This window comes from Psychrobacillus sp. BM2 (assembly GCF_048572895.1).
Taxonomy (GTDB): Bacteria; Bacillota; Bacilli; order Bacillales_A; family Planococcaceae; genus Psychrobacillus.
In genome coordinates, this window is sequence record NZ_CP183878.1 from 1633572 (window position 1) to 1659172 (window position 25601).

At 35.7% G+C, this 25601-nt stretch carries 31 protein-coding genes, 2 pseudogenes and 1 riboswitch; of the genes and pseudogenes, 20 read left to right on the top strand and 13 right to left on the bottom strand.

Going from position 1 to position 25601, the window contains the following annotated elements; translation table 11 throughout:
* Window positions 1-9: 9 nt before the first annotated feature.
* The 3 genes from gltD to hisF all read left to right on the top strand — a co-directional run bounded on the left by gltD (window position 10) and on the right by hisF (window position 2976).
* On the top strand, window positions 10-1494 hold the full coding sequence (gltD, locus tag ACN6MX_RS07410) for a glutamate synthase small subunit (protein ID WP_419961987.1): 1485 nt from the start codon (window positions 10-12) through the stop codon (window positions 1492-1494).
* A gap of 92 nt (window positions 1495-1586) precedes the next feature.
* Window positions 1587-2198, top strand: a complete 612-nt coding sequence (gene hisH, locus ACN6MX_RS07415) for an imidazole glycerol phosphate synthase subunit HisH (RefSeq protein WP_419961988.1) — start codon at window positions 1587-1589, stop codon at window positions 2196-2198.
* A gap of 1 nt (window position 2199) precedes the next feature.
* The gene (hisF, locus tag ACN6MX_RS07420; protein WP_419961989.1) at window positions 2200-2976 is read left to right on the top strand and encodes an imidazole glycerol phosphate synthase subunit HisF; all 777 of its coding nucleotides are present in this window, start codon (window positions 2200-2202) and stop codon (window positions 2974-2976) included.
* Window positions 2977-3212: 236 nt separating this feature from the next.
* Here the strand turns inward: hisF and ACN6MX_RS07425 are convergent, their stop codons facing one another.
* The 4 genes from ACN6MX_RS07425 to ACN6MX_RS07440 form a co-directional block, all read right to left on the bottom strand.
* Window positions 3213-3875: an HAD family hydrolase gene (locus ACN6MX_RS07425; RefSeq protein WP_419961990.1), complete on the bottom strand. Its 663-nt coding sequence runs from the start codon at window positions 3873-3875 to the stop codon at window positions 3213-3215.
* Between the two features lie 129 nt (window positions 3876-4004).
* Complete coding sequence (locus tag ACN6MX_RS07430; protein WP_419961991.1) at window positions 4005-4637, bottom strand: spore coat protein; 633 nt, start codon at window positions 4635-4637, stop codon at window positions 4005-4007.
* Window positions 4638-4768: 131 nt separating this feature from the next.
* Window positions 4769-5341, bottom strand: coding sequence for a branched-chain amino acid aminotransferase (locus ACN6MX_RS07435; RefSeq protein ID WP_419961992.1), 573 nt, complete (start codon window positions 5339-5341; stop codon window positions 4769-4771).
* Window positions 5338-5904: an SLOG family protein gene (locus tag ACN6MX_RS07440; RefSeq protein WP_419961993.1), complete on the bottom strand. Its 567-nt coding sequence runs from the start codon at window positions 5902-5904 to the stop codon at window positions 5338-5340. Before ACN6MX_RS07440 ends, ACN6MX_RS07435 begins: the two co-directional genes overlap by 4 nt.
* Window positions 5905-6074: 170 nt before the next feature.
* Here ACN6MX_RS07440 and ric point away from each other — a divergent pair, with 170 nt between their 5' ends.
* On the top strand, window positions 6075-6773 hold the full coding sequence (gene ric / locus ACN6MX_RS07445; protein ID WP_419961994.1) for an iron-sulfur cluster repair di-iron protein: 699 nt from the start codon (window positions 6075-6077) through the stop codon (window positions 6771-6773).
* Window positions 6774-6907: 134 nt separating this feature from the next.
* Here ric and ACN6MX_RS07450 read toward each other — a convergent pair.
* Together ACN6MX_RS07450 and ACN6MX_RS07455 are read right to left on the bottom strand one after the other, a co-directional pair.
* Window positions 6908-7838, bottom strand: a pseudogene (locus ACN6MX_RS07450) (substrate-binding domain-containing protein).
* A 344-nt stretch (window positions 7839-8182) separates the two neighbouring features.
* Window positions 8183-8581 carry a VOC family protein gene (locus ACN6MX_RS07455; RefSeq protein WP_419961995.1) on the bottom strand — a complete coding sequence of 133 codons (399 nt, stop codon included), beginning with the start codon at window positions 8579-8581 and terminating at the stop codon, window positions 8183-8185.
* A 370-nt stretch (window positions 8582-8951) separates the two neighbouring features.
* On the opposite strand from ACN6MX_RS07455, the gene modA reads away from it, so the two are divergent.
* The 5 genes and pseudogenes from modA to ACN6MX_RS07480 all read left to right on the top strand — a co-directional run bounded on the left by modA (window position 8952) and on the right by ACN6MX_RS07480 (window position 13444).
* Complete coding sequence (gene modA, locus ACN6MX_RS07460; protein WP_419962575.1) at window positions 8952-9758, top strand: molybdate ABC transporter substrate-binding protein; 807 nt, start codon at window positions 8952-8954, stop codon at window positions 9756-9758.
* Complete coding sequence (gene modB, locus ACN6MX_RS07465) at window positions 9739-10419, top strand: molybdate ABC transporter permease subunit (protein WP_419961996.1); 681 nt, start codon at window positions 9739-9741, stop codon at window positions 10417-10419. The genes modA and modB overlap by 20 nt, the downstream gene beginning before the upstream one ends.
* A 148-nt stretch (window positions 10420-10567) precedes the next feature.
* Window positions 10568-11868: pseudogene (locus tag ACN6MX_RS07470) on the top strand (MFS transporter); the annotation flags it as partial.
* 40 nt (window positions 11869-11908) lie between these two features.
* Window positions 11909-12928 (top strand): ThiF family adenylyltransferase, encoded by a 1020-nt coding sequence (locus ACN6MX_RS07475; protein ID WP_419961997.1) that lies wholly within the window; start codon window positions 11909-11911, stop codon window positions 12926-12928.
* Between the two features lie 18 nt (window positions 12929-12946).
* A complete protein-coding gene (locus ACN6MX_RS07480; RefSeq protein ID WP_419961998.1) occupies window positions 12947-13444 on the top strand; it encodes a MogA/MoaB family molybdenum cofactor biosynthesis protein in 498 nt (165 codons plus the stop codon).
* Between the two features lie 13 nt (window positions 13445-13457).
* On the opposite strand, the gene moaC is transcribed toward ACN6MX_RS07480, so the two are convergent.
* Window positions 13458-13943 carry a cyclic pyranopterin monophosphate synthase MoaC gene (gene moaC / locus ACN6MX_RS07485; protein ID WP_419961999.1) on the bottom strand — a complete coding sequence of 162 codons (486 nt, stop codon included), beginning with the start codon at window positions 13941-13943 and terminating at the stop codon, window positions 13458-13460.
* Window positions 13944-14025: 82 nt separating this feature from the next.
* Between moaC and glp the strand changes: the two genes are divergently transcribed.
* From glp to ACN6MX_RS07535, 10 genes are all read left to right on the top strand, one after another.
* The gene (glp, locus tag ACN6MX_RS07490; RefSeq protein WP_419962000.1) at window positions 14026-15282 is read left to right on the top strand and encodes a gephyrin-like molybdotransferase Glp; all 1257 of its coding nucleotides are present in this window, start codon (window positions 14026-14028) and stop codon (window positions 15280-15282) included.
* A gap of 76 nt (window positions 15283-15358) precedes the next feature.
* Window positions 15359-15790, top strand: a complete 432-nt coding sequence (locus tag ACN6MX_RS07495; RefSeq protein WP_419962576.1) for a molybdopterin-guanine dinucleotide biosynthesis protein B — start codon at window positions 15359-15361, stop codon at window positions 15788-15790.
* Complete coding sequence (locus tag ACN6MX_RS07500) at window positions 15777-16223, top strand: molybdenum cofactor biosynthesis protein MoaE (protein ID WP_419962001.1); 447 nt, start codon at window positions 15777-15779, stop codon at window positions 16221-16223. The genes ACN6MX_RS07495 and ACN6MX_RS07500 overlap by 14 nt, the downstream gene beginning before the upstream one ends.
* A complete protein-coding gene (moaD, locus tag ACN6MX_RS07505) occupies window positions 16220-16453 on the top strand; it encodes a molybdopterin converting factor subunit 1 (protein WP_419962002.1) in 234 nt (77 codons plus the stop codon). The genes ACN6MX_RS07500 and moaD overlap by 4 nt, the downstream gene beginning before the upstream one ends.
* Before the next feature lie 131 nt (window positions 16454-16584).
* Window positions 16585-16770, top strand: a complete 186-nt coding sequence (locus tag ACN6MX_RS07510; RefSeq protein ID WP_419962003.1) for an NTP transferase domain-containing protein — start codon at window positions 16585-16587, stop codon at window positions 16768-16770.
* Window positions 16771-16782: 12 nt separating this feature from the next.
* Window positions 16783-17010 (top strand): hypothetical protein, encoded by a 228-nt coding sequence (locus ACN6MX_RS07515; protein WP_419962004.1) that lies wholly within the window; start codon window positions 16783-16785, stop codon window positions 17008-17010.
* Between the two features lie 16 nt (window positions 17011-17026).
* The gene (moaA, locus tag ACN6MX_RS07520; RefSeq protein ID WP_419962005.1) at window positions 17027-18043 is read left to right on the top strand and encodes a GTP 3',8-cyclase MoaA; all 1017 of its coding nucleotides are present in this window, start codon (window positions 17027-17029) and stop codon (window positions 18041-18043) included.
* Window positions 18044-18058: 15 nt separating this feature from the next.
* Window positions 18059-18256, top strand: coding sequence for a hypothetical protein (locus ACN6MX_RS07525; protein ID WP_419962006.1), 198 nt, complete (start codon window positions 18059-18061; stop codon window positions 18254-18256).
* Between the two features lie 42 nt (window positions 18257-18298).
* On the top strand, window positions 18299-18475 hold the full coding sequence (locus ACN6MX_RS07530; protein WP_419962007.1) for a hypothetical protein: 177 nt from the start codon (window positions 18299-18301) through the stop codon (window positions 18473-18475).
* 50 nt (window positions 18476-18525) lie between these two features.
* Window positions 18526-18660, top strand: a complete 135-nt coding sequence (locus ACN6MX_RS07535) for an SEC-C metal-binding domain-containing protein (protein ID WP_419962008.1) — start codon at window positions 18526-18528, stop codon at window positions 18658-18660.
* Window positions 18661-19003: 343 nt separating this feature from the next.
* Here ACN6MX_RS07535 and ACN6MX_RS07540 read toward each other — a convergent pair whose 3' ends face one another.
* Genes ACN6MX_RS07540 through ACN6MX_RS07565 form a run of 6 tightly spaced genes read right to left on the bottom strand, consistent with a single transcriptional unit; the run spans window position 19004 to window position 24730 of the window.
* Window positions 19004-20197 carry a CaiB/BaiF CoA transferase family protein gene (locus tag ACN6MX_RS07540; protein ID WP_419962009.1) on the bottom strand — a complete coding sequence of 398 codons (1194 nt, stop codon included), beginning with the start codon at window positions 20195-20197 and terminating at the stop codon, window positions 19004-19006.
* A gap of 24 nt (window positions 20198-20221) precedes the next feature.
* Window positions 20222-21358: an alpha-hydroxy-acid oxidizing protein gene (locus tag ACN6MX_RS07545; RefSeq protein ID WP_419962010.1), complete on the bottom strand. Its 1137-nt coding sequence runs from the start codon at window positions 21356-21358 to the stop codon at window positions 20222-20224.
* 12 nt (window positions 21359-21370) lie between these two features.
* Window positions 21371-22147 (bottom strand): enoyl-CoA hydratase/isomerase family protein, encoded by a 777-nt coding sequence (locus tag ACN6MX_RS07550; protein WP_419962011.1) that lies wholly within the window; start codon window positions 22145-22147, stop codon window positions 21371-21373.
* A 14-nt stretch (window positions 22148-22161) separates the two neighbouring features.
* Entirely contained in the window at window positions 22162-22833 is a 672-nt protein-coding gene (locus ACN6MX_RS07555) for a methionine ABC transporter permease (protein WP_419962012.1), read from the bottom strand.
* Window positions 22826-23851 carry a methionine ABC transporter ATP-binding protein gene (locus tag ACN6MX_RS07560; protein ID WP_419962013.1) on the bottom strand — a complete coding sequence of 342 codons (1026 nt, stop codon included), beginning with the start codon at window positions 23849-23851 and terminating at the stop codon, window positions 22826-22828. The genes ACN6MX_RS07555 and ACN6MX_RS07560 overlap by 8 nt, the downstream gene beginning before the upstream one ends.
* 57 nt (window positions 23852-23908) lie before the next feature.
* Window positions 23909-24730: a MetQ/NlpA family ABC transporter substrate-binding protein gene (locus ACN6MX_RS07565; RefSeq protein WP_419962014.1), complete on the bottom strand. Its 822-nt coding sequence runs from the start codon at window positions 24728-24730 to the stop codon at window positions 23909-23911.
* Between the two features lie 92 nt (window positions 24731-24822).
* A riboswitch (SAM riboswitch) is annotated at window positions 24823-24938 on the bottom strand.
* Window positions 24939-25091: 153 nt separating this feature from the next.
* On the opposite strand from ACN6MX_RS07565, the gene ACN6MX_RS07570 reads away from it, so the two are divergent.
* Window positions 25092-25601 carry a PPC domain-containing DNA-binding protein gene (locus tag ACN6MX_RS07570; protein WP_419962015.1) on the top strand — a complete coding sequence of 170 codons (510 nt, stop codon included), beginning with the start codon at window positions 25092-25094 and terminating at the stop codon, window positions 25599-25601.

Below are 25601 nucleotides of genomic sequence, written 5' to 3' on the forward strand. Positions count from 1 at the left end.
GAGAAACGAATGGGAAAACCAACAGGATTTATGGAATATAGTCGGGAAAAAGTTAAAGAGGTGGCCCCTCTCAAACGTATTAATAACTGGAAGGAATATTCTTCTAAATTATCGGATGAGTCTCTACAAAAACAAGGAGCAAGATGTATGGATTGTGGAACTCCATTTTGTCATATGGGAATCGAAGTTAGAGGAGCGACTTCGGGTTGTCCTATTAATAACTTGATTCCAGAATGGAATGACCTAGTTTACAAAGGAAAATGGGAAGAAGCACTTGAACGTTTACTTATGACTAATAATTTTCCAGAGTTTACTGGAAGAGTTTGTCCTGCACCTTGTGAAGGATCATGTACTTTAGCTATTTCAGATCCAGCAGTCTCCATTAAAAATATTGAGCGTACTATTATCGATAAAGGCTTTGAGAATGGCTGGATAGTACCAAGAATTCCATTATCTAGAACGGGTAAGAAGATAGCTATTATTGGCTCAGGTCCTGCTGGTCTTGCAAGTGCAGATGACCTCAATCAGTCAGGGCATTCTGTTACAGTTTTCGAACGATCTGACCGAGCAGGTGGACTTCTCATGTACGGGATTCCGAATATGAAGTTAGAAAAAGATATTGTCGAACGTCGAATTCAATTACTCCAGGAGGAAGGTATTGATTTTGTCCTAAATACAGAAGTTGGAGTCGATATTTCAGCAGAGCAGTTGAAGGAACAGTACGATGCAGTCATTTTATGTATTGGGGCACAGAAACAACGTGTTCTTCATATGGAGGGCAGTGAATCTAAAGGGATACATCTTGCCATGGATTATCTTACAACTACTACAAAAAGTTTGTTAGATTCCAATTTCAAGGATGGTCAATTTATCAATACAAAAGGTAAAGATGTAATCGTCATAGGTGGTGGAGATACCGGAGCTGACTGTGTGGCAACTGCCATTCGTCAAAAATGTCGGAGTGTAGTCCAATTTGGTAAACATCCTCAGCTACCATTAAATCGGGCAGAAGACAATCAATGGCCGACTGACCCGACTATTTTTAAATTAGAGTATGCATATGAAGAAGCAGATGCAAAGTATGGGAAAGATCCCAGAGAATATTTAATACAAACGAAGAAGATCATTTCGGATGCTGATGGTAATTTAAAAGAACTGCATACGATCCAAATGGAAAAGGTTCTTGGAGAGGATGGATTTTACTTTTTTAAAGAAGTTCTAGGTACGGAGAAAGTATGGCCTGCCCAATTTGTATTTATAGCTATTGGATTTGAAGGACCCGAAACTACGTTAGCAGACCAATTTGGTGTTAGGGTTACAAATAAAAAAATCGCTGCCTCTTCAAAAGATTATCTTACAAACATCGAGGGAGTCTTTACAGCTGGTGATGCTAGAAGAGGTCAAAGCTTAATCGTTTGGGCCATTAAAGAAGGGCAAGAAGTGGCAAAACGAGCAAATGAATATATTAGTAAAAAACCAGTCATATTATCATGACTGGTTTTACTGTGCTAGTGTACTAAAGTTTTTGTTTTATTTTTCGTCAATAGATGTCATAATAGTTACATAATGAATATGGAGGCTAATACATGATTGGAATTATAGATTATGGTGCTGGGAATTTACATAGTGTGTTAAAAGCGATTAAACAGCTTGGGTATGAAACAAAACTTATTACGAGTGCATGTGATCATACAGAAGAGATTACTAAGCTAATCCTACCAGGGGTTGGAAACGCAAAAGTTACTATGGATGTTTTGAATAGTACTGGCTTGAGTGATTATTTAAAAGCAGAAGTTTCGAAAGGGATGCCATTATTGGGTATTTGCCTAGGTATGCAGCTTTTATTGGAAACTAGCGAAGAAGGGAATGTGCCTTGTCTAGGTTTATTAAAAGGAACAGTACCTGAATTTACCGATGAATCGGAAAAAGTTCCACATATGGGTTGGAACCAAGTGAGAGATGTTCAAAATCATTTTCTATTTGAAAATATTCCAGATGAAACAGACTTTTACTTTGTTCATTCCTTTTTTGCAAAACCTGAGAATCAGGAAGATATTTTAGGTGAAACAAATTATGGTCTAAATTTTGCTTCGGTTATTGGTAATTCACAAGTAATGGGCGTACAATTTCACCCTGAAAAAAGTGGCAAGTATGGTATTCAACTTTTAGATAACTATTGTAAGCAAGGAGATAAATAATATGCTAAGAAAACGAATTGTGCCAGCCATTGACGTGCTAAATGATCAAGCAGTTAAGTATGTTCAATTTAGAAATCCCACTATTATAGGTGATCCCGCCGAGCTTGGTAAAAAATATACCGAAGATGGTGCAGATGAATTAATCTATCTTGACACTACGGCATCCTTGAAAAACCAAGATTTAAAACTAGAATGGATACAACGTGTTGCCGAACAGGTAAATATTCCATTTTCCGTAATCGGAGGAGTTCGTACAGTTGAAGATTTCAAAAATTTACTACGTGCTGGAGCAGACAAAGTAGGCGTTAACTCTGCTGCAGTAAGGCGTCCAGAATTGCTTAAAGAAGCGGCGGATATATACGGCAAACAATGTGTCGTTTTAGGACTAGACGCTATGCCGATTTATAATGATGACGAAGAAATTATTAGATGGGAAGTTTATACGCATTCAGGTCATGAGAAAACAGGATTGGATGTTGTTGAGTGGGCACAGCAAGCTGCTGACCTAGGTGCCGGAGAAATAATTTGTACAAGTATTCACAAAGACGGCATGAAAAATGGCTATGATGTAGCGCTGATTAAGCTATTATCTGAAAAAGTAAATATCCCTATAATCGCTTCAGGTGGAGCTGGTAAAATCGAACATATTGAAGAAGTCTTCTCAGAGGGGAAAGCCGATGCTGCTCTTGTCGCATCAATGATTCACTACGGAGATTATACAATAGGAGAGATTAAATCTTATCTGCAAACTAAAAATGTGAATGTACGTCTAACTTAATGGAAATGACCTAGTCTCAATGTAGCCTAGGTCATTATTTTATCGTTGGCAACTGTGCAGAATTGTTAAATCGGTAGAATGATTGTGAGAATCGCCGGAATGTGTGGGAGAATCACAGGAATAAATCAAAGAATCATTAGAATAAGTTTGAGAATCGTTAGAATACATCAAAGAATCACAAGAATATATGTGAGAATAGCTCTAATGCATAACAATCGATCGATTGGGCAAACAGCTTAGTCTAGAATCTCCCATCCATGCTCACTAGCCAATTTTCGAAGCTTCTCTTCAGGTCTTACTGCAACGGGGTTTCCCACTAACTTTAAAACAGGCAAGTCTGAAAAACTATCTCCATATGCATAACTATTCTTCCAGTCTATCTGATGACCAACCAAAGCTTCTTGTACCTTCAATGTTTTTTGTTCCCCGTTTACATGGGTGATTACATCCTTGGTATAAACTTTATCGTCCTTATAGAATATATCTGTCCCAATTATCTGATTGAATACAATTCCATCTGTCACTCGCTCGAACAATTGTGTATAAGCACCAGATACAAGTAGGATATGAATATTCTCTTGCTGATGAAGCTTAAGTCTTTCTAACACCTTTTTGTTAAAATCTTGTTGCATGATTGCTTTAATCTCATTAAAATATGTATCCATTTCATGTTTCGTACGACCTTCAAATGCCTCTAAATACAATTGCATGGATCGTTTTTTCATTTTACTAGCTGGATATAGTTTAAGTTTGTTTGCTATGTACGGTGGTACAATTGCACGATAAAAGCGATTGTATGAGGATTGGTGGCTAGGATGTTTTTTTAGATGTTTCATTAGTATCGTAAATGTTTCTTCAGCATAGATAGTTCCATCAAAATCAAAAATAGCTACTCGCATAAATTCCACCCTTTTCCTTGTTAATAACTAAAAAAGATATTATACGTTATTAACCAAAAGAAACAATTGAATAAATAAATAAATAAATAAATAAATAACTCGTCCCAAAAGAATGGGACGAGAGAATATTTAGCTCATCATTTTTCCTTGGGCAGGGGCAAAAGAGTTCAATAGTGCTTGCATACTTTGTTGATCCAGCTGTGGAACTTGATAATAATGATGTTTGTTTTGATAAATGGAAAGCTCATAAGCCATTTCGATACAGTTTGGAATTGAATCAGCTAGCACTCGGCGAACAACTGGATTAGTTGTTTCTAATGCAGCGGTAGTTTTAATAGTAGCGGAGGCTTTTGCAGCGCCAAGAAGATAACCTGAAATGATTTCGTCCGAAAGTTCGTTGGCAGATTGGATTGGTTTTTTTGGCTGTGATGGTTTTATACCATAAATAAAATCGTTTCCAGTTTGCATTTTATAGCTGGTAGTCGGATGTGATGGATCTGTACCTGTTTTAAAGCATTCTACGGTAATATTATATTCGTCTAATGCGAAGGTGTATTGGCGATCTAAAATATTTAGCAGTTCTTGGTCTTTCACATGTGGACGTAAAAGAGTTTTTAAATTTAATCCAGATACAACAGTCGATAGAACTTCATGCACGTCAAAAAGTTCATGACCACCATGATTCATATTTTGTGCGATATTACCTGCTTGCATATTTTGATGAGTTTGTCCTTGACCTTGTCCAAATGGGTTTTGTGTCATTCCAATTTTTCCTCCTTAAAAAATGTGATGAAACATCCTTTATAGATTGAGCAAAATAATGCAAAATATGCAAATTAAATAAAAACAATCCCAATTAAGTGTTTCTCTTGGGATTGTTTGTCGATTTGAATTTATTTAATAATCGCTACTAACTTAAAGATTAGGGAATATAAGAATTGATACAATTCTTCAATCGAAGAGGAATCATTGAATCCATTTAAATAATTGATAGGTAAGTTTATCTCCCATAAACCTTCATTAGCAGCAAACATCATACTATACTGCATCTTTTCTGAATTATAATGCTCATCTAGAAAAGCTCTTATTTCTGCTGTATATTTTTTTTGTATGAATAGTCCAAACATCGCGGTGTAAACCTCGAAGACCTCATCGTATTCAACTGCAATTGCATCAACACTTACAACGTCAAAAATAGGCGTTTCTAAATAAGTATACTCTTGAATGTTTTCTTTAAAATAGGATATTGGTGATTGTAAAAATGCTATTGATTCTTTAGATATTAGTTCATCCGTTTCTTTGTTATAACGTTCAATAATTGCCTCGCTAAATAAGTTTTGCCCGACGATATTTAAACCTTCAGGAAGTAATTGATTTTTTTCTGCAAAATCTTTTTCCTCTGTCGTTAACGCCAATTCATTGTCTGTTGTTTGTTCTATTTTTTTAGTGAGTTTATTTGTAATCATAGAAATTGATTCCTCTCTTCTTGTGCTATTTCTTCTGCCATTACTTGAAGGTCGTATGCATCTATAACGATTATTCGATAATCATTTTTTTCAGCATATTGCTCCGCTAACTTTTTGATGAACTTAGGGGAACCTTCATTTTCTTCGTCATAAACGATTATCATACCATCCGAATTGCGAACAACGAATTTATTTCTCTCGATAAACTGCCAGGGAGCTTCATACGGTTTTTTAGTCACACTTGTATGATAATCAGCTTGCATTAATAGTCGCTCATACTTTTCTTTCTTTTGTTCATTCCAATTTTTTTCTTGCTCTAAAAATGGGGTAATAATTGCAAACTTTACATGTGGGTACTCAATTTTAAAATCTAAAATTAGTTCAGCAGTCCAAGTTTCTACACCTTGCTGGCCACCTAATATAACCCACTCTAATCCTTCGTCCAATAAAATACGTAGCTGGTCTTCTAATGCTTTTTTAATGATAGGAATTCCTTCATGAGTATCATTAAATATACCTAATTCATGTGCTTTATAACCTGTTACTAACAATCTTTTTATCATTATATCACCATACATATCATAGCATGTTCTTTTGACCTTATAAAATCTTATGTCATACAAATGTAAAAATGATAGAGAAAATTATAGTTGAAGAGGGAACTCCCTAATATTTATTTTTATTTAACGATTTACAATTAGTTTGTAGCCAACTAAGAAAGGGATGAAGTGATATGAGTCAGTTATCCATAGAAACAAATGTTTCAGAAATTGTAAAAGAAGTGCCACAAACTGGTGATTTGTTTAGACAACTTCGTATAGATTTTTGTTGTGAAGGAAAAGTATCTCTGAGAACAGCTGCGATAGATAAGAAGTTAGATCCAGATGAGGTTCTAGAAAAAGTGAAAAGTATCCAATCAAAACAAACAGAATATCAACAAACGCTACCATCTTCTTTAGATGAGAAAACACTGATAGAACATATTCAAACGAAGCATCATGCTTATTTACGTGAAGAATTACCTTCTTTAACACCATACATCACTAAAGTATCTAAAGTGCATGGCGAAAATCATCCGCACCTAATTAGAGTTAAAGAAATTTTCACCGTTTTAAAACGCGAATTAGTTGATCATACTGACGATGAAGATAATGTTGTATTTCCATTAATAAATCAATTAATAATAAATCCACCGGAAGAGCATGCCAAACTATTGAAACCGCATGTAGAAGAATTAGAAGAGGAACATGAAAATGCTGGTAATCTTCTAAAAGAGCTTCGAGAGATAACTAATAATTTCACACCTCCAGAAAGTGCTTGTGGGACATTTAGATTGGTATACCAACGCCTTGAGCAGCTCGAAAAAGATACATTTGAACATATCCATTTAGAGAATAATATATTATTTGAAAATGTAAGAAAAGCAATTTAAATAGAAAAATCGCTACTTTATTCAATTTACATTGATGAAAAGTAGCGATTTTTTAAAGGAAAGTATATAAAAGTTCTGATCTCTGTTTCAACGCACATTCATGTTTCGATACTGAAATAGGCTGAATACGTAAATTAAGAATTATATTTGATTTCTCCTGTTAGGGATAGCTCGTAACCATTTAATTGTTCAAGTTGAGAAAGAAATTCGGAAGAGGTAACTGCTTCTTTTATGACATCTATTAGTTCCAAGTTTTCTTTTGTTTTTAGAATGACTAAGTCGTACTGTTCTGTCATAAGAGGGACAAAATCTACATTGATCATCTTAGCAGCGCTCTCGATAACGATTCCAACATCAGCTTGCCCGTTTGCAATTGCGGAAGCTACTGTGTAGTGGCTAGTCAATTCAGTTTCATAACCTTTTAGCTGTTCAGCATAGATGCCATGTAATCTTAATTGTTCATCTAGTAATACTCTAGCTCCAGAACCTTTTTCGCGATTAATAATCGTAATACTTGGGTTAGATAAATCATTCCATGTACAAATGTTTTGCGGATTTCCTTTTGCTACATAAAATCCTGCCTTTCTAGAAACTAGATTAATCATTATAAACGGTTCACTAACTAAAATACGCTTAGCGTAGGGTAAATTATATTCTCCGGTTTCACCATCGTATAAATGCATGCTCACAATATCACAGTTACCATTGTACATGGAAATAAGACTATTTAAACTTCCGTTGTATACTCTCAGAGGAGTTCTATCAAGCTGATTCTCAATATACTTACTTAATAGATCTAAAACAAAATCCTGCCCACTTATTAAGACCTGTTTTGCTTTGCTAGTTTCAGCAGCTTTAGCTGGAACAAATACTTGGTGACTTTCATGTGAAGATCCTATTTTATTATTCGATTTATATTTTTCAAGTTCACGTTGTTCAATTCTCATCTGCCTTCCAACTCGGTAAGCTGGAAGCTCATTTTTTTTTACTAAATCATAAACTGTTAACTTAGAAACCTTCAGTAATTGAGATACTTCTTCTATTATAGGACGAGTTATTATTCATCTAATCATTCTCCATTAATTCTAAATTGATTATAGCATGGCATTTGGTGAAATGACTTATAAATAGCAAAAGGATGAATGGTGGCTACTGTTTATATTGAAAGGTTATGTAAAAGGTATTGGTTGACTTTGGCAAACCGAAGATAAGTTAAAGTTAATGAACTTCGTAATCTAATTGGCAAGAATACAAGTGTTATTTCTAAGAAATATAAAAATGAGCTGGGCAATGTATCACCAAGCTCATTATATTTTGCGGTCCGTTACTTTTCTAAAGCACCACTTTAGTGAAGAAAGGGTTCTATTTGCTAGTTAGTAGAAGAAATTATGTTTTATGATTGCTTTCAATTATTTAGGTAGATTCAGTTGCCACGAAACTCCGAAGCGGTCATTTAACCAACCAAACTTTTGACTGAAACCATAATCATCTAAAGGCATAAGTAATTGTCCACCTTCACCTAATTTCTGATAAAGATTGTCCAGTTCATCTTCTGTATCACAAGTAACAAATATTGAGAACGAGGGTGTGAAGGAAAACTGATGTTTTACATTACTATCAATGCACATAAATTCTTGCCCTTTTAATGTAAAGGTCGCTTGCATTACAGTTCCCTCATCTCCAGATTCATTAACGCCGTAACGAGCAATGCTTGTAATTTGAGAATCCTCAATAAGAGATGTGTAAAAATTCATTGCTTCTTCTGCATTGCCATCTTGAAACATTAAAAATGATGATACCTTTTCCATTATAAATCTACTCCTTTATGTATGTATCTATTTTCCAAAGTATAATTTAATTCAATTATTATATCCAGTCCAAAACATCCTGCAGAGTTTTGTTTAAGGACATTCCTTCGCAAAAAATTATTTTTAGCGTAGATATCCAATTGAGTTGAAACTGATTTAGTTAACAATAGGATAGGTGTCACTATAACAATTTGTCACAAATCAACCTACTCTTTTAATAGATCTTTTTGGAAATAGATTTTATAAAATAGCTTTCCTATGTACGTTATATCTCTTAGAGTAAAGCTGTGATAAAAGTCATTTACAGTTATAATTAGTTATATTAAGGTATATCTAGTTATAACTAATGTATTTATAGAAACGAGGCTATATTTTGAAAAAATATAAATTTATCAGTATCCTACTACTTTTACTTGTATTTTTAGCCGCATGCACCAGCGATCAAACTTCTGACACACCGGAAAAACAATCAGAGACTAAAGAAGAGATTGAATTAACGATATCAGCCGCAGCTAGTTTGAAGGATGCTATGGATGTTATTCAAAATACATATAGAGAAGAACATCCGGAAGTGACGTTGAATTTTAACTTCGGAGGATCTGGTTCTCTTCAACAACAAATTTCTCAAGGTGCACCAGTCGATTTATTTTTCTCAGCTGCCGAAGATAAATTTGACCTATTAGTTGAAGAAGGGAATATCGCGCTAGAAGATGGAGTGGATATTCTTGGAAACTCACTAGTATTAGTAGTGCCAAAAGAAGGGAAATCTCTTATACAAAAATTTGAAGATCTTCTAAAAGCAGATATCGATCAAATTTCAATTGGAACTCCCGAAACAGTACCAGCGGGAAAATACGCACTGGAATCACTTGAAAGTTTAGGTATATGGAAAGATATAGAACCAAAAGTGGTTTATGCAAAAGACGTAACTCAAGTGTTATCCTATGTGGAAACTGGAAATGTTAGTGCAGGAATTGTATATAAAACAGATGGAATAAGCTCCGACAGGGTAAATATAGTTGCAACGGCTGATCCTGCTACACATACCCCGATTATTTATCCAGTAGGAATTATTAAAGATTCTGCACACTATGAAGAAACAAAAGAGTTTTATACTTTTTTGCAAAGTGATGCAGCATTAAAGGTGTTTGAGGATTATGGATTCATTACTCAATGATTTTTCTTTAGAGCAGTTTCTAAGTCCTATATGGCTATCCTTCAAAATAGCTATTGTCGCTGGAATTTTAGTTATAATAGTAGGAACGCTAGTAGGGCGGCTCTTGGCTAGGAAAAATTTTAAAGGAAAAACTATTTTAGAAACAATCCTAATGCTGCCAATGGTTCTCCCACCAACAGTGGTTGGATTCTTTCTTATAATTATTTTTGGTAAAAATAGCTTTGCTGGACAGGCTATTGAATGGTTATTTAAACAACCGATTATTTTTACTTGGACTGCAGCTGTTATTGCATCAACGGTTGTCGCATTTCCACTTATGTATCAGACTGCGAAAGCAGGTTTTAGAGGAGTAAATCTAGCCATTGAAGAAGCGGCAAGAGTAGATGGTGCAAATGAATGGCAAGTTTTCCGTACCATTTCTATTCCTTTAGCTTCTTCTAGTCTTATTTCTGGAAGTGTATTAAGCTTCGCAAGAGCGTTGGGAGAATTTGGAGCCACTTTAATGTTTGCGGGGAATATACCAGGTAAAACACAAACGATTCCAACTGCTATTTATATAGCAATTGATTCGGGTAACATGAAAATGGCTTGGCTATGGGTTATTTCGATTGTATTAATTTCATTTATCATGTTATTTGCAGTGCAAAGAAAAGAAAAATAAGTCATGTTCCAATAGTTTGTTCCTATAACGGATGCACAACCATTTTTATACCTATTCAACCAAACTTACTATACTTCTATTAAAAGACTCGAGTTAATCTTGAGTCTTTTTCTATGCCTAGGGAAATTCCCGTAGTGTTTAGGACCATGTGTTTATCATTAGCTTTGTATTATTAATGTTCCCTGTCTTCTATATCAGTGAAGCTTCTAGTTATATAGATTTAATGATCGGCGGACTATTTCTAGGAGTTGGGGGAGCAGTTTTTTCTGTAGGTGTTACATCATTACCAAAATATTATCCTAAAGAAAAGCATGGGTTTGTAAATGGGATATACGGAGCAGGTAATATTGGTACGGCGATTTCAACATTTGCAACTCCAGTGATTGTAACTCAAATTGGTTGGTCTTTAACAGTAAAATTGTATTTAATATTATTATTAGTATTTATCGTGATTAATATTTTCTTAGGAGATAAACAGGAAGTAAAAGTAAAAACATCAATTATTGAACAGATCAAAGGTGTTTGGAAAAAGGATAAACTATGGTTTTTCTCTTTATTCTATTTCATCACATTTGGATCATTTGTAGCTTTCACTGTTTATCTACCGATCTTCTTAGTGAGTAACTTTGAATTAGATAAAGTCGATGCAGGTTTAAGAACCGCAGGATTTATCGCAGTAGCAACGTTTTTTAGAGCAGTTGGGGGTTGGTTAGGTGATAAATTCCAACCGCTATTCCTTCTGATGGGTGTATTTTCTGTCTATACAATAGCAGCGATGATGTTAGCTTTCTCCCCATCCATAATGCTTTATACAATAGGATGTATAGTTATTGGTATAAGTGCGGGGATAGGAAATGGTGTAATATTTAAATTAGTACCATTCTACTTCAATAAACAAGCTGGTATTGCTAATGGTATCGTTTCGATGATGGTTGGATTAGGTGGATTTTTTCCTCCACTATTATTAGCTGCTATATTTTCTCTAACAGGACAGTATTCAATTGGATTTATGCTATTATCCTCTGTTTCATTGGCAAGTCTAGTTTTGGTAGTATTCATGTATTATCAAGATAGATTAAAATTAGCTCATGAAGTTTTTAAATCTACTGGTCAAGGAATTATGGTAACGAATACTGCAGGCACAATAGTTACAGTTAACCCATCTTTCACACAATTGACAGGATTTAGTGAGGAAGAAGCGATAGGTCAAACTCCAAGAATCTTAAAATCTAATCGTCAGGAAAAAGTTTTTTACGATGAAATGTGGAAAAGTATTCAAGAAAATGGAATGTGGCAAGGCGAGATTTGGAATACCAAAAAAATGGAGAAGTATTTTTGGAATGGTTAAATATTAGTGCAGTTAAAGATGAAACTGGGGAAGATGTTAGATATGTTGGAACCTTTACTGATATAACTGCACACCGGACCAATGAGGGCAACCAATCGTAAAGATAGGGGGCCTTCCCCTATTTTAAAAGGAAGTGATTAAATGGATTCGCGATATTCAAGACAACTATTATTTAAAAAAATTGGAGCAGCTGGTCAAAAACGTTTAGGCGATGCTACTATAGCAATTATTGGCTGTGGCGCACTTGGTTCTGCAATTGCAGAAACATTGGTAAGGGCGGGTGTTGGGACCATCCATATAGCCGATCGTGATTATGTGGAGTTATCTAATATTCAAAGACAACAACTATTTACAGAGCGAGATGCAGAAGAAATGCTTCCGAAAGTAGTTGCGGCTGAGAAAAGATTAAAATCGATAAACTCCAGTGTCGTTTTGCATACTTATTTACAAAATGTAGATCATTTGCTAATAGAATATTTAGCAGCTAGAGTTGATGTAATTATGGATGCGACCGATAACTTTGAAACAAGACTACTAATCAATGATGCTGCATATAAGCATAATATCCCATGGATATACGGTGGTTGCGTTGGTAGTTCGGGAGTAATTTTTCCATTTAGACCAAAGCAAACGGCCTGTTTTAGATGTCTGCTTCCAGTTTTACCTACTGTAAATGAAACATGTGATACTGTTGGAATAATCTCCCCAGCGGTTCAAATTACAGCTGCCACACAATGTGCAGAAGCTCTCAAACTTTTAACGGGTAACGATAAAGCCATTCGTTACAAGGTTCATCACTTTGACTGTTGGAATAATACATTTTTAGATATTGGTATTTCAAGACTGAAAAAAGAAAAATGTGAAACATGTGGTGAGCATGCGACTTTTCCATCACTAGATAGAGATCAACAATCTCAATATGCAGTATTATGTGGAAGAGATGCCGTACAGGTTTTACCAAGTCCAGGCAGGAAAGTTACGTTAAATGATGCGGAAAAATTAACAAAAAATTTAAAAGCATTCATGAGAAGAACTCCTTACTTTGTAGAGTTTCAACGAGAACAATATAGAATGCTTTTGTTTGAAGATGGTAGATTATTAATACATGGTATTAAAGATTTAAACCTTGGCAGAAGATTATATACAGAAATTTTTGGATAAATAAGAGGGGCTGATTAGTTGTCAACTCAATTTGCTTTAAATCGCACAATACGTGCCGGCATTTTAACGGTAAGTGATACGAGAACAGAAGAAACCGACAAAGGTGGATTATTAATATCTCAATTATTGGAGCAGGCATCTGTCAATGTAATGGAGAAGTTAATAAGTAAAGATGAAATAAGTGAAATTCAGACTATACTTAAAACATGGACAAGCAATAATAAAATAGACGTCATTATTACAACTGGTGGAACAGGTATTGCAAAAAGAGACTGTACGATTGAAGCTATACTTCCAAGCTTTACTAAAGAAATTAGTGGTTTTGGAGAGTTATTTCGTTTTTTAAGTTATACAGAGGATGTTGGAACTAAGGCAATGCTTAGTCGTGCAGTTGCTGGAGTAGTGAATGATAAAGCTATATTTGTTCTTCCAGGATCGGTCGGAGCTATTAAATTAGCAATGACAAAGCTAATACTTCCTGAGCTAGAACATATTGTATTCGAATTAACGAAATAAAAACAAGAAACTATTAAATAGTTTCTCGTTGATAATCGCCATTTTTTCCACCAGTTTTAGATAACAACATGGTAGAACCAATTATCATATCTTTTCCAGAAGCTTTACACATGTCGTAAATAGTTAGAGCTGCTACGGAAGCGGCTACTAGAGCCTCCATTTCAACACCGGTGGAACCTACTGTTTTTACTTCTGAGCGAATATTGATAACGTATGCTTCTTTAACAGACCATTCAAAAGTAATGTTAATGCCTGATAAGAAAATAGGATGGCACATTGGTATTAAAGAAGAAGTATTTTTTGCAGCCATGATACCTGCTACTTGAGCTACAGCAAATACATCTCCTTTTTTATTGGTTCCTTCAGTGATTTGGCTCTTAATAGATTCATTTACAGTTATGGAGGAAGCGGCAATAGCAGCTCTAGTAGTTTCATTTTTATCCGAGATATCTACCATTTTTGCTCGACCTTGTTCATTGAAGTGTGTGAGTTCTGACATTATTAACATCCTTTCAAATGGTTAGCTCAGTTAAACCGGGATAAACAAATTATAGCATGTGTAGTAGAAGGAGTTGTTAAAAATGGTAGAAATCAGAAAACCAATATCTGTAAAGGATGCTATACAAAGGGTAATGGAAAGAACTAGTGCCTTGCCTATAGTAGAAATCGCTCTATCTGATAGCTATGGTTATATTTTGGCAGAACCGATTATTGCAAAGCATGATGTGCCATCATTTAATAATTCGCCGTATGATGGATTTGCGATTCGATCCGAAGATTCTATCGGTGCGAGTGGAAATAATCGTATTCGCTTTCAAGTAAAAGATTATATAGGGGCTGGACAAGTTTCTAATCATACTTTAGGTAAGCAAGAGGCAGTAAGGATTATGACTGGTGCTCCTATTCCAAAAGGTGCAGATGCAGTTGTTATGCTTGAGCAAACAATGGAAAGCGAAGAATCCTTTACTATTCGCAAGCCATTTAAACCTTTGGAAAACGTTTCTTTACAAGGGGAAGACTCGAAAAAAGGCGAAATGTTGATCCCTCATGGAACTTTTATACATCCAGGTACTATTGCACTTTTGGCGACGTTTGGATATGCAAAAGTGCAAGTGAGAAAAAAACCTGTTGTTGGTATTCTTTGCACAGGGACTGAACTTTTAAACGTAGAAGATGAACTAGAACCAGGGAAAATTCGAAATAGCAATGGACCGATGATTGAAGCTCAGTTGAAAAGACGAGGTATTGAATCACGATATTATGGAATTCTTTCGGATGATTTAGAAAGCTGTTATCAACTAGTGAAAACTGCGTTGGAAGAAACTGACTGTGTTATAACTACAGGTGGGGTCTCTGTAGGTGATTTCGACCATTTACCAGAAATTTATCGTAGACTACAGGCAGAAGTATTATTTAACAAAGTAGCAATGCGTCCAGGAAGTGTGACAACTGCAGCATTTGTTGATGGTAAATTACTGTTTGGTCTTTCAGGTAACCCTTCCGCTTGTTTTACAGGATATGAATTATTTGCTCGACCAGCGATAGAGTATATGATGTTAAACAGTTCGCCATATATTCCACATATGAAGGCTAAATTGACAGAAGACTTTTTAAAACCGAATCCGTTCACTCGATTTGTTCGAAGTGTGTATTTTTTTGATGGGCATGAAGTAATTATTACTCCTGCTGGTTTTAACAAATCTAATGCAGTGTCTTCAATAGCTAGAGGAAATGCATTAATGGTACTACCAGGTGGATCACGAAACTTTGTAGCAGGTGACCTAGTTGATGTTCTTTTACTAGGTACTGAAAACGGTGTGCCGTCATGGAATCTGTGAGTATTTTACAAGTTGTAGGGTTTAAAATAGTAGGAAGACAACGTTAATCGACCGTTGGGTTAAATAACTCGTTTCACTGGAAAGGGAGGTTGCGGTTATCAAGCACCATGGGCATGCCACTGGTCTTGACCTCCCAAACGATGAGACAGATAGTATGAAGTTTTTTCATTCTGGTGCCACTTGCTCGATTGCAGTTGATAATCAAACGGTTCAAATACATCAGCAAAAGAAAAAATGGACGCTAAATCAATTTGTACATTTAGCAGCGATTAGTAATCCAGAAATAATTTTTATTGAGGGCTTCAAACAGGAAGACTACGACAAAGTAGTTATTATAAAAGAGCTTAGTGAATGGGATACACTTCAGCATCTAACGAATATCGTTTGTGTGATCACACACGGGAATTTTAAAATAGATAATTATTTAGTGTTACAGATTGAAAATACTTTTCAATTAAACGAATGGTTATTAGATTGGATAGGTGGAGATTCACTTGAAACTATTTGAAATTGTTGAAACCGAAATAGATCCACAGGTTTATAGAAAGGCTGTGCTACATGCATCTGCTGGAGCAGTAACAGTATTTACAGGACATGTACGGGAATGGACGAAGGGAGTAAGAACTATTTACTTGGCCTACGAGGCGTATATCCCAATGGCCGAAAAAAAACTTGCTCAAATTGGGAAAGAAATAGAAGAACAATGGCCAAACACAAAAGTTGCTATAGCTCATCGAATTGGGAAATTAGAAATATCAGATATTGCAGTTGTTATCGCCGTTTCATCTCCTCATCGAAAGGTCGCATATGTGGCCAATGAATATGCGATTGAGCGTATAAAAGAAATTGTACCAATATGGAAGAAAGAAATTTGGGAGAATGGTCAGGAATGGATAGGTGACCAAAAACAGAAACCGGTATTGGAAGGAGAGGTAAAATGATTACGGTTTTGTATTTTGCAGGTTTGAAGGAAAAGACAGGAATAGAAAAAGAAGAGTTTGTGTTTTCAGGAAAAACAGTGAAACAATTATTAGAGGAACTTCAACGTAAATATGAAGGATTAGCTGATGGAATAATCCAGGTAGCCATCAATGAGGAATATGCATCAATAGATGATATTATTCAAGAGAGAGACATAATTGCATTGATTCCACCAGTTAGTGGCGGCTAATGAAAACAGGTGGAATTTTACTTGAAGCGGGAAGGTCCAGAAGATTTGGTTCTCCGAAAGCATTCGCAACATGGAATGATCAGTATTTTTATGAATGGGCTTATGCAACATAAGATAAAGTGTGTGATGATGTGATTATCATTACGAGAGAAGAGTTAATGCCTTTATTTCCAAAGAATTTTTTCTTAACTACAGATGATAAGAGGTTTTCTGGGGATGGACCTTTAGCTGGCATCTATACAGGTATGAACAACATAAATGCGGATCAATATGTAGTACTACCATGCGATATGCCATTTATAACAAGAAATGAGTGAAAGCAGTTAATTATGTTTCCTTCTAATGGAAACATAAAAGCTGTAAAACAAGGAGAAGTATTTCATCCGCTTGTAAGCATATGGAGTAGCAGTATAAAAGATAGACTATGTCAAAGTTTAATGGCCGAACAATTAAGTGTAATGAAGTTTATATCAACTGTAAGAACAGAATGGATTCCAGCAAATCAGATTAGTGATAAACCAGCTACCGTTTTCCAAAATATAAACAAACCTCTATGAAAAGGAAGTGAAATGTATGTCGGTTAATATATTGCATGATCGATTAAATAGACCAATGAGAGATCTGCGAATTTCAGTAACCGATCGCTGTAATTTCCGTTGTTCATATTGCATGCCTAAAGAAATTTTCGGTGATGATTATGTGTTTTTACCACGAGAAGAATTATTAACGTTCGTAGAAATGGAAAGATTAGCAAAAATATTTGAAAGCTTTGGTGTCAAAAAAATTCGCTTAACAGGTGGAGAACCATTAATGCGAAGAAATATAGACGAGCTTGTAAAAAAACTGCTCTCTATGGATAATATTAAAGACGTTGGCCTAACTACAAACGGAGTGTTATTGAAGCAATATGGTCAAAAATTGAAAGATGCTGGATTAACAAGACTTAATATAAGTCTTGATGCATTAGACGAAAACTTATTTGGAAATCTCAATGGAAGAGGGATTAAACCTGCCTTCATTTTAGAAAATATACAATTTGCCAAAAATCTTGGCTTTGAGATTAAAGTAAATATGGTCGTCCAAAAAAATGTGAACGATCAAGAAATAATTCCAATGGCTAAGTATTTTAAAGAACAGGGAATTACACTCCGCTTTATCGAATTTATGGATGTAGGAAATGATAATGCCTGGAGTTTTGAAAAAGTAGTAACAAAAAAACAAATTTTAGCGATGCTAAAGCGGGAATTCGATTTAGAGCCTGTAGATAAAGATTACTTTGGTGAAGTGGCAGAACGTTATCAATATGCAGACTCTGAATCGCAATTAGGGTTTATCACATCTGTTTCGGAATCTTTTTGTTCGTCCTGTACAAGGGCAAGACTTTCATCGGATGGAAAGTTTTATACGTGCTTATTTGCCACTAATGGATTTGACTTACGAGAGCTTATCAGAAATGGCGCTACAGATGAAGAATTAGCAGAAGCGATCAAAAATGTGTGGGAGCGTAGAACAGATCGATACTCTGATGAAAGAACGGAAGAAACTGCAAAAAATCGCACAAAAATAAATATGTCCTATATCGGGGGATAAAAAAGGAGAATATAAATGACTAAACCAGGACCAGCATTGAAACAATTACATTCGCATCATGCTATTCATGAGGGTGGACTTTCAGGTGCCATACAAAAAACGAATAACTTTTTAGAATTGTTGAAATCACGTGAGCTAGAAGCAGCAAATTTAGCTGCTGACGACTTATTAGATTACTGGGAAACAAGAGTTATTAGTCATGCGGATGCGTAGGAATCAGGATTCTATCAGGAAAAGGTGGAAGAAAATCCGTCTTTGAGAGATGATGTTATAAAACTAGAAAGAGACCATGATTTACTCCGTATTATCGCAAAAGATATAAAAGAAATTCGAAGCGAGCATGGATTAAATGAGGCAGTAATTCAACGATTTTATGCACTTCTGACAGTCAATGAAATTCATAGTAGAGATGAAGAACGTCTATTATTTTAATAATATTGTAATGACATGAAAGTATAGTTTATTGTAAAGGAGCTTATCTAATGACTGGTAGAAATGACCCTTGTCCATGTAGTAGTGGAAAAAAATACAAAGTATGCTGTTTAAAGAAGCTATACGTATCGGAGAAAAGCAGTTTGATTCAAATTTTGAGTCTATATGGGGTTATTAACCAATAGACCTTATTATTTAAGAGCATTGTTCAAATATGGCTGATGGTGTTTTGAACAGAAAGAATTTAAGGAAGCTTTCACAAGCACCAATTTTACCATTACCTAATTCTATAGCTATAACTCCAGATAGCCCCGAAGAAGGGAAAGTAATTTGGACATTATTAAAGCCAATAATTTAGACCGATTGCACGTTGCAATCGGTCTTTTTAAAGTCCATAAAATGCTTAAGATAGCCCATAAACGACTCCTGCGACTTGGAAAACCTCTTAATAGCCCATAATAATCGGGAAATAGCCCTTAAACTATGCTGGATAGCTCATAAAAACACTACAACCGCCCATAAAAACTATTATCCATTCATAACTTTATCGGACATCAATGTCTGTACTTCGTCTTCAGTGTATCCAAGCTCGGTTAGTATTTCTTTATTATGCTGACCAAGCAGAGGAGCAGCAGTCCTGAATTGTCCGGGTGTTTTTGAGAACTTTGCCGGAAATCCGAGGGTTTTCATTGCTCCAGCTACAGGATGCTCGTAATCTAATATCATATCTCTCGATAGAATATGTTCATCATTTAATGTTTGATCGTATGAGTAGATAGGTCCAGAGGGGACGCCACCAGCATCTAATAATTCTAGCCAGTAGGAGGAGGGGTGTGAGCTTAGAACTTCTTCTATTTCAACCTCAAGTTGGCTTGCATTTATTGCTCTAATACTATTTGTTAAAAATCGCTCATCTGTGAGCCACTCTGGTTTCCGGACAACATGTAGGCAAAATTTTTCCCATAGCTTCTGATTTCCTGCACCAATAAGGATAAATCCATCCTGTGTTTTATACCCTTGATAGGGTGCTGAAACACGATGTGCTGTGCCATTTCTTTGGGGTACTTCTCCTTTGCCAAAATAGGCTGCTGCTTCCCATACAGTCCATGCTAGACCCGAATCTACTAAAGAAACGTCAATATATTGTCCCGTTCCTTTTTTCAATCGATATATATAAGCGGATAAAATAGACTGGATGGCGGTTTGTGCAGCTGCAATATCATGAATAGCAATACCTACTTTAACGGGCTTTCCACCTTTTTCGCCAGTCATATTGATCAGTCCAGAAAGACCTTGTGCCATAATGTCATAGCCGCCCTTATCTTTATAAGGTCCTGTTTGACCATAGCCAGAAATAGAACAATAAATCAAAGCTGGGTTTATAGCTTTCAGCGTATCATAATCAATTCCAAGTTTCTTTGTAACACCTGGACGATAATTTTCGATAAAAACATCCGCTTCTTTAATAAGTTTATATAATACCTCTAGACCTAGTTCTGTTTTTAAATTCAGACATATCCCACGTTTATTGCGATTTACCATCATATACATATAGCTTTCTTCATTTATATACGGTCCCATGCTTCTAGTATCATCACCAGTTGGATATTTTTCCACTTTAATAACGTCTGCGCCCATATCTGCTAAAACCATCGTGCAATAAGGTCCAGCGAGAACCTGTGATAAATCAAGTACTTTCATCCCTTTTAATGCTTGTTCCATCGTCTATCACCACCTTATTTTCCCTTAATCTTTATATAATTGAAGTTTCTTTACTTCCTCTAAATTACGAGCACCACTTAACGAAATCGAAACTCTAGTCTCTTGAAGGAAGTTCTCCAAAACATGTTCCACACCTATTTGACCATCAGATGCTAACCCCCATATAACAGGGCGCCCTATACAAACTGCGGTCGCTCCGAGGGCTAAAGCTTTTACCGCGTCAGAACCTCTTCTAATTCCACTATCAAATAAAACTGGAATTTTACCGTCCACTACACGCACTATTTCTGGTAGGGCATCGATGCTTGCGATAACACCATCTAATTGGCGTCCTCCATGGTTCGAAACGATTATTCCATCTATTTCTTTTTCAATGGCAAGTTTAGCGTCCTCGGGATGAAGTATACCTTTTATTAAAATAGGAAGAGTTGTATGCTCACGTAACTCTGAAATATTCGTCCAATTTAAAGTAGGGTGATATATATTTTCAATAATTTTTTGAACGATTGATTCTTGGGATTGATCGCCAAGTGATGCCATGAATACGGGATCCGATGCAAAATTTCCTTGTCCGTATCCTTCCTTTAACGGAGAGAATTGGTTGCGAATATCCTCCTCACGCCAACCAAGCATTGTTGTATCGACAGTTAAAACAATTGCTTCATAGCCAGCAGCTTCCGCTCTTTTTACCAGACTAAAGGATACTTCTTTATTTTGAGAGGACCAATATAATTGGAACCATTTTGAACTACCTTTTGTTTCAGAGGCAATTTCCTCAATTGAATAGCTGGAAACTGTACTTTGAATATAAGGAAATCCAAATTTTGCAGCGGCTTTAGAAACAGCTAATTCGCCGTCTTCATGGGCGATTTTATTCACCCCAACAGGAGCTATGAATAGGGGATGGGGATATGTATGTCCAAAAATCGTGACTTCGGTATTTAAAGTAGATACATCCGTTAAAAAACGGGGAATGATCGAATACTTTAAAAAGGAATCTGTATTTTTTCTATAGGTTTCTTCCCCGCCAGCAGAGGAACGAATGTACCCGAAAGGACCAGTTTCTAATGATTTTTTTGCTGCTTCTTCTAATTCGGCAAAATTAATCGGATAATGAACATTTGCTTCGATATTTTTTAATAATAGATCATTAGTGGACATATGGAACACCTCTTAAGTGAAATTTGGTTTTCTTTTTTCTAAAAATGCTTGGATGCCTTCTTTATAGTCATTAGAGCTGAAGGATTCTAAGATAAGCTCCTCAATTTCTTTTGTTTCTTCGTTGTCACCATCAATAATTGCTTGGATAACTTGTTTAATACCGTTATTGGCAACAGAAGACTTACGAATAATTTGACCAGCAAACTCAAGACATTTTTCCTCTAAATCTTCCATCGGATAAATATAGTCAATTAAGCCGATTTCTTTTCCTTCTTCCGCTGTGATAAGTTTTGCCGTATATAATAATTCTTTTGCTTTAGTTGACCCGATAAGATTTACTAACCGCTTTGTACTAACAAGGTTATAAATAATGCCTATGTTTGCAGCGGTAATACCAAGTTTGCTACCTGATGATGCGAATCGAAAGTCACAGGAATTTGCAAGTTCTAAACCACCGCCAATAGCCAACGTCTTGATAAGTGCGATGGTAGGTTTAGGGAAACGGTACAATTTTTCAATAGATTCAAGTGTTGCATCATTATAATCCTTTGCTTTTTGGGCAGAAAAGCGATTTTCTAGAAACTCGGTTATATCTGCACCAGAGGAGAAGGCAGTTTCATCAGCACCTTTAAGTATTAATAATTTAACTTGCGGATCTTTCTCGAGTTCACATAATAATTCACCTAACTGTTTAAACATAGCGAGGGAGAATGAATTCTTCTTATCCGCTCGATTAAAGACAAGCGTCGCAATAAAACCATTGCGCTCTACATATAATAGATTTGTCATGTTGGAGCCTCCTACTAATCTTTTTTTATACTAGCCGCTATACGGTTACCAATAGATTGAATACTCTGTACAAGAATGATTAATATAAATACTGTCGCATACATCACGTCTACTTCGTATCTTAAGTGACCGAAACGATAAGCAACGTCACCTAAACCACCTGCTCCAACCATACCAGCCATTGCTGTAGCCCCGATTAAACTTACCGTAGAAATTGTCAGCCCTAGAATAATGGAAGGGCGGGCTTCTCTTAGTAAAACATTCCAAATGATAGCGGGAGTGCTAATACCCATTGCGGTATAAGCCTCAATTACTCCATTTTCCACTTCTAGTAAAGCTGACTCCATTAGGCGAGCGATATAAGGTGCAGAATATATTACTAATGGTACGATAACACCTTTTACACCAATAGATGTTCCAACTAACAACTTTGTAAAAGGAAGTATGAAAAATAGTAAAATGATAAAAGGAACTGAGCGTACAATATTAATGATTAAATTAGTTAATTGATAAATAATTTTGTTATCTAATGCCTGACCAGGTCTTGTTAGTACTATTAAAATACCTAATGGAATCCCGATTAATACTGAGAAGAAAAGGGAAATACCAACCATTTGAAATGTTTCTACAACTGATTTACCGATAATAGGTAGCCATTGTTCTATAAATTGATCAGTTCTACTCATGAGATTGTCCCTCCAGTTCTTCAGTTGCTACCCCTTGTTCTTCTAAATAGTGGATTGCATTACTAACCTGTTCCTTTTCCCCAATTAAGTGGACGACTATATTACCAACGATGCCATTCTTTAATTCGATAATATTGGCAGTTAGTATATTTGGTTGAACATGAAATTTTTGACTAACATCTGCTAATAATGGTTTTCCTGTACTTTCACCGACAAATGTTAAACGAGTAACTGCACCCGTAACATTTAACTGAGAAATTAACGAGGAAGATAAATTACGCTGACTGATTGTATTTAAAAACTTTTTCGTAGTGGGGTGGGTAGGTTTGGTAAATAGATTAATAGCTGTATCTTGTTCAACAATTTCTCCATTTTCCATGACATACACATGATCACAAATTTTTTGAATGACATTCATTTCATGCGTGATCAATAGAATGGTGATTCCTAATTCACGATTAATCTTTAGAAGTAAGTCCAAAATAGAATCAGTTGTTTCAGGATCAAGCGCGCTTGTCGCTTCATCACTAAGTAATACTTCTGGCTCCTGCGATAGTGCTCGAGCAATGGCAACACGCTGCTTTTGACCACCAGATAACTGGTTTGGAAAGTTTGTATGCTTGTCGGTTAATCCAACTATTTCTAAATATTGTTCCACTCGTTTTTTTACTTCTGCTTTATTATAGCCAAGTAGCTTTAGTGGAATGGCGATATTATCATAGACGGTTGCTGTTTTTAAAAGGTTAAATCCCTGAAATATCATACCGATTTTATTGCGAGTTTGACGCAATTTAGGAAGGGGAAGGGAAGTTAGTTCTACTCCGTTAATGAAAACTTTACCTTTCGTTGGCTGCTCAAGTAGGTTTACGCACCGAATAAGCGTACTTTTACCAGCACCACTATATCCAATGACACCGTGGATTTCTCCTTTTTTTACCTGAATGTTCACTTGCTTTACTGCTTTAACTGTTCCACTCTTGCTATTAAACTCTTTCGAGACATTTTCTAATACAATCATTTACTATCTTCCTTTCTAAAGAAAACGCTACCGTAGTCGGTAACGTTTTCAAGTCCATTATTCGTCCCAGCTTGCTAATACAGAACCTTTAAACTCTTCTTCGATGAATTTTCTTACTTCTTCAGATTGATATGCTTTCACAAACTTTTGGATCGTTGGATCATCCTTGTTTTCCGCACGAACAACAATAAAGTTCACATAAGGAGAGTTTGATGATTCAAGTAAAATAGAATCCTCTTTTGGATTAATTCCAGCTTCTAGTGCAAAGTTTGTATTGATAGCAGCAGCATCTACTTCACCTAGTTGTTTTGGTATTTGAGCAGCTTCTAGTTCAATAAATTTTAGATTTTTAGGATTTTCTTCAATGTCATAAATACTAGCAGTTTCTCTTTTGTCTTCTTTAATTTTGATGTAGCCATTTTCTTCTAAGATGTATAATGCACGAGCGCCGTTTGTTGGGTCATTTGGCAAACCAAAAGTTGCACCGTCTGGCAGATCATCAATTGAATCGTATTTGTCTGAGTAAACACCCATCGGATTTAAGATTGTTTTTCCTACTGGCACTAAATCTGTGCTATGATCCTTGTTAAACGTATCTAGAAATGGCTCGTGTTGATAGCTATTCGCATCTAAATCACCTTCTGATAATGCAGTGTTAGGTAGAATATAATCTGAGAATACTTTAAGTTCGACTTCCAATCCGTCTTTAGCAGCGACTTTAGCAGCTTCTTCCACAATTTGTTCATGTGGTCCAGCGGTAACCCCTACAACTATTTTGTCCTCATTAATAGCTTTACCTGGTGAAGAGGCACCATCTCCACAAGCTACTAGAGCCCCAGTTAATAATACCGTTGATAATAAAAATCCAATTTTCTTCATTTTACATTCCTCCGAATAATTATTAAGAATGTTGTATAAATACAAAAGCCTCTCTTCCATTAGAAAGAGAGGCGCATAAATACGTTTATCCTCTCTTATCTATCAAAACAAAATGTTTTGCAGGATTTAGCACCTTTCCACATATGGATAATATGTGGATGGTTGCCGAGCTTCATCGGGCCAGTCCCTCAGCTACTCTTGATAAGAGATATCAGCTATTAAATTTTCCAACAGTTCATAAAATATAATTTACTACATCAACTTATGAAAGTCAATACACTTTTTTTATATTTGCATATAACATTCGAAATAGTTTATGTTTAGTAACAATAAATAATTATACATTAGGAGTGTGTAAGCGGTGTCAAAAATCAGAGCGAATTTTGCTGTTGGACAGTTAGGAAAGGTTGTAGGTGCACGTTTGGTTTATGGAACTGATCTACTAGAGGGGATAGAGGAACTGTGTAAAGTAAATGGAATTAGGTCCGCTACGATTTTAAGCTGTTTTGGTAGTTTTCAAAGAAGTGGATTTGTTTATTTGGTTCCCAATGCAAATTCACATATAGGTGTAGGGTACAATAATCTTATTGTAAAAGAGGGACCAATCGAGTTTTTGCAAGGTACAGGGGTTGTATGCCAAAGAGATGGTCAGTTTGAAATACATTTTCATGGCACGATATGTGACCAAAGTGGTAATATTTTTGGTGGTCATTTTATAAAAGGAGAAAATCCTGTTATTACAGTAGACCTAGTGTTAGCAGAAACTATTGATATGGAGTTTCGGAGACAGTTTGATGAAGCGACAGGGGCAAACCAGTTTTATCCAGTAGAAACAAAAAAAGAAACAACTACCCAGCTACAAAGTGAATAA

Bases quoted from the DNA above. Each gene is read 5' to 3' on its own strand.
- gltD (WP_419961987.1), top strand. From the start codon at position 10: ATGGGAAAACCAACAGGATTTATGGAATATAGTCGGGAAAAAGTTAAA.
- hisH (WP_419961988.1), top strand. From the start codon at position 1,587: ATGATTGGAATTATAGATTATGGTGCTGGGAATTTACATAGTGTGTTA.
- hisF (WP_419961989.1), top strand. From the start codon at position 2,200: ATGCTAAGAAAACGAATTGTGCCAGCCATTGACGTGCTAAATGATCAA.
- ACN6MX_RS07425 (WP_419961990.1), bottom strand. From the start codon at position 3,875: ATGCGAGTAGCTATTTTTGATTTTGATGGAACTATCTATGCTGAAGAA.
- ACN6MX_RS07430 (WP_419961991.1), bottom strand. From the start codon at position 4,637: ATGACACAAAACCCATTTGGACAAGGTCAAGGACAAACTCATCAAAAT.
- ACN6MX_RS07435 (WP_419961992.1), bottom strand. From the start codon at position 5,341: ATGATTACAAATAAACTCACTAAAAAAATAGAACAAACAACAGACAAT.
- ACN6MX_RS07440 (WP_419961993.1), bottom strand. From the start codon at position 5,904: ATGATAAAAAGATTGTTAGTAACAGGTTATAAAGCACATGAATTAGGT.
- ric (WP_419961994.1), top strand. From the start codon at position 6,075: ATGAGTCAGTTATCCATAGAAACAAATGTTTCAGAAATTGTAAAAGAA.
- ACN6MX_RS07455 (WP_419961995.1), bottom strand. From the start codon at position 8,581: ATGGAAAAGGTATCATCATTTTTAATGTTTCAAGATGGCAATGCAGAA.
- modB (WP_419961996.1), top strand. From the start codon at position 9,739: ATGGATTCATTACTCAATGATTTTTCTTTAGAGCAGTTTCTAAGTCCT.
- ACN6MX_RS07475 (WP_419961997.1), top strand. From the start codon at position 11,909: ATGGATTCGCGATATTCAAGACAACTATTATTTAAAAAAATTGGAGCA.
- moaC (WP_419961999.1), bottom strand. From the start codon at position 13,943: ATGTCAGAACTCACACACTTCAATGAACAAGGTCGAGCAAAAATGGTA.
- glp (WP_419962000.1), top strand. From the start codon at position 14,026: ATGGTAGAAATCAGAAAACCAATATCTGTAAAGGATGCTATACAAAGG.
- moaD (WP_419962002.1), top strand. From the start codon at position 16,220: ATGATTACGGTTTTGTATTTTGCAGGTTTGAAGGAAAAGACAGGAATA.
- ACN6MX_RS07515 (WP_419962004.1), top strand. From the start codon at position 16,783: ATGTTTCCTTCTAATGGAAACATAAAAGCTGTAAAACAAGGAGAAGTA.
- moaA (WP_419962005.1), top strand. From the start codon at position 17,027: ATGTCGGTTAATATATTGCATGATCGATTAAATAGACCAATGAGAGAT.
- ACN6MX_RS07525 (WP_419962006.1), top strand. From the start codon at position 18,059: ATGACTAAACCAGGACCAGCATTGAAACAATTACATTCGCATCATGCT.
- ACN6MX_RS07535 (WP_419962008.1), top strand. From the start codon at position 18,526: ATGACTGGTAGAAATGACCCTTGTCCATGTAGTAGTGGAAAAAAATAC.
- ACN6MX_RS07540 (WP_419962009.1), bottom strand. From the start codon at position 20,197: ATGGAACAAGCATTAAAAGGGATGAAAGTACTTGATTTATCACAGGTT.
- ACN6MX_RS07545 (WP_419962010.1), bottom strand. From the start codon at position 21,358: ATGTCCACTAATGATCTATTATTAAAAAATATCGAAGCAAATGTTCAT.
- ACN6MX_RS07550 (WP_419962011.1), bottom strand. From the start codon at position 22,147: ATGACAAATCTATTATATGTAGAGCGCAATGGTTTTATTGCGACGCTT.
- ACN6MX_RS07555 (WP_419962012.1), bottom strand. From the start codon at position 22,833: ATGAGTAGAACTGATCAATTTATAGAACAATGGCTACCTATTATCGGT.
- ACN6MX_RS07560 (WP_419962013.1), bottom strand. From the start codon at position 23,851: ATGATTGTATTAGAAAATGTCTCGAAAGAGTTTAATAGCAAGAGTGGA.
- ACN6MX_RS07565 (WP_419962014.1), bottom strand. From the start codon at position 24,730: ATGAAGAAAATTGGATTTTTATTATCAACGGTATTATTAACTGGGGCT.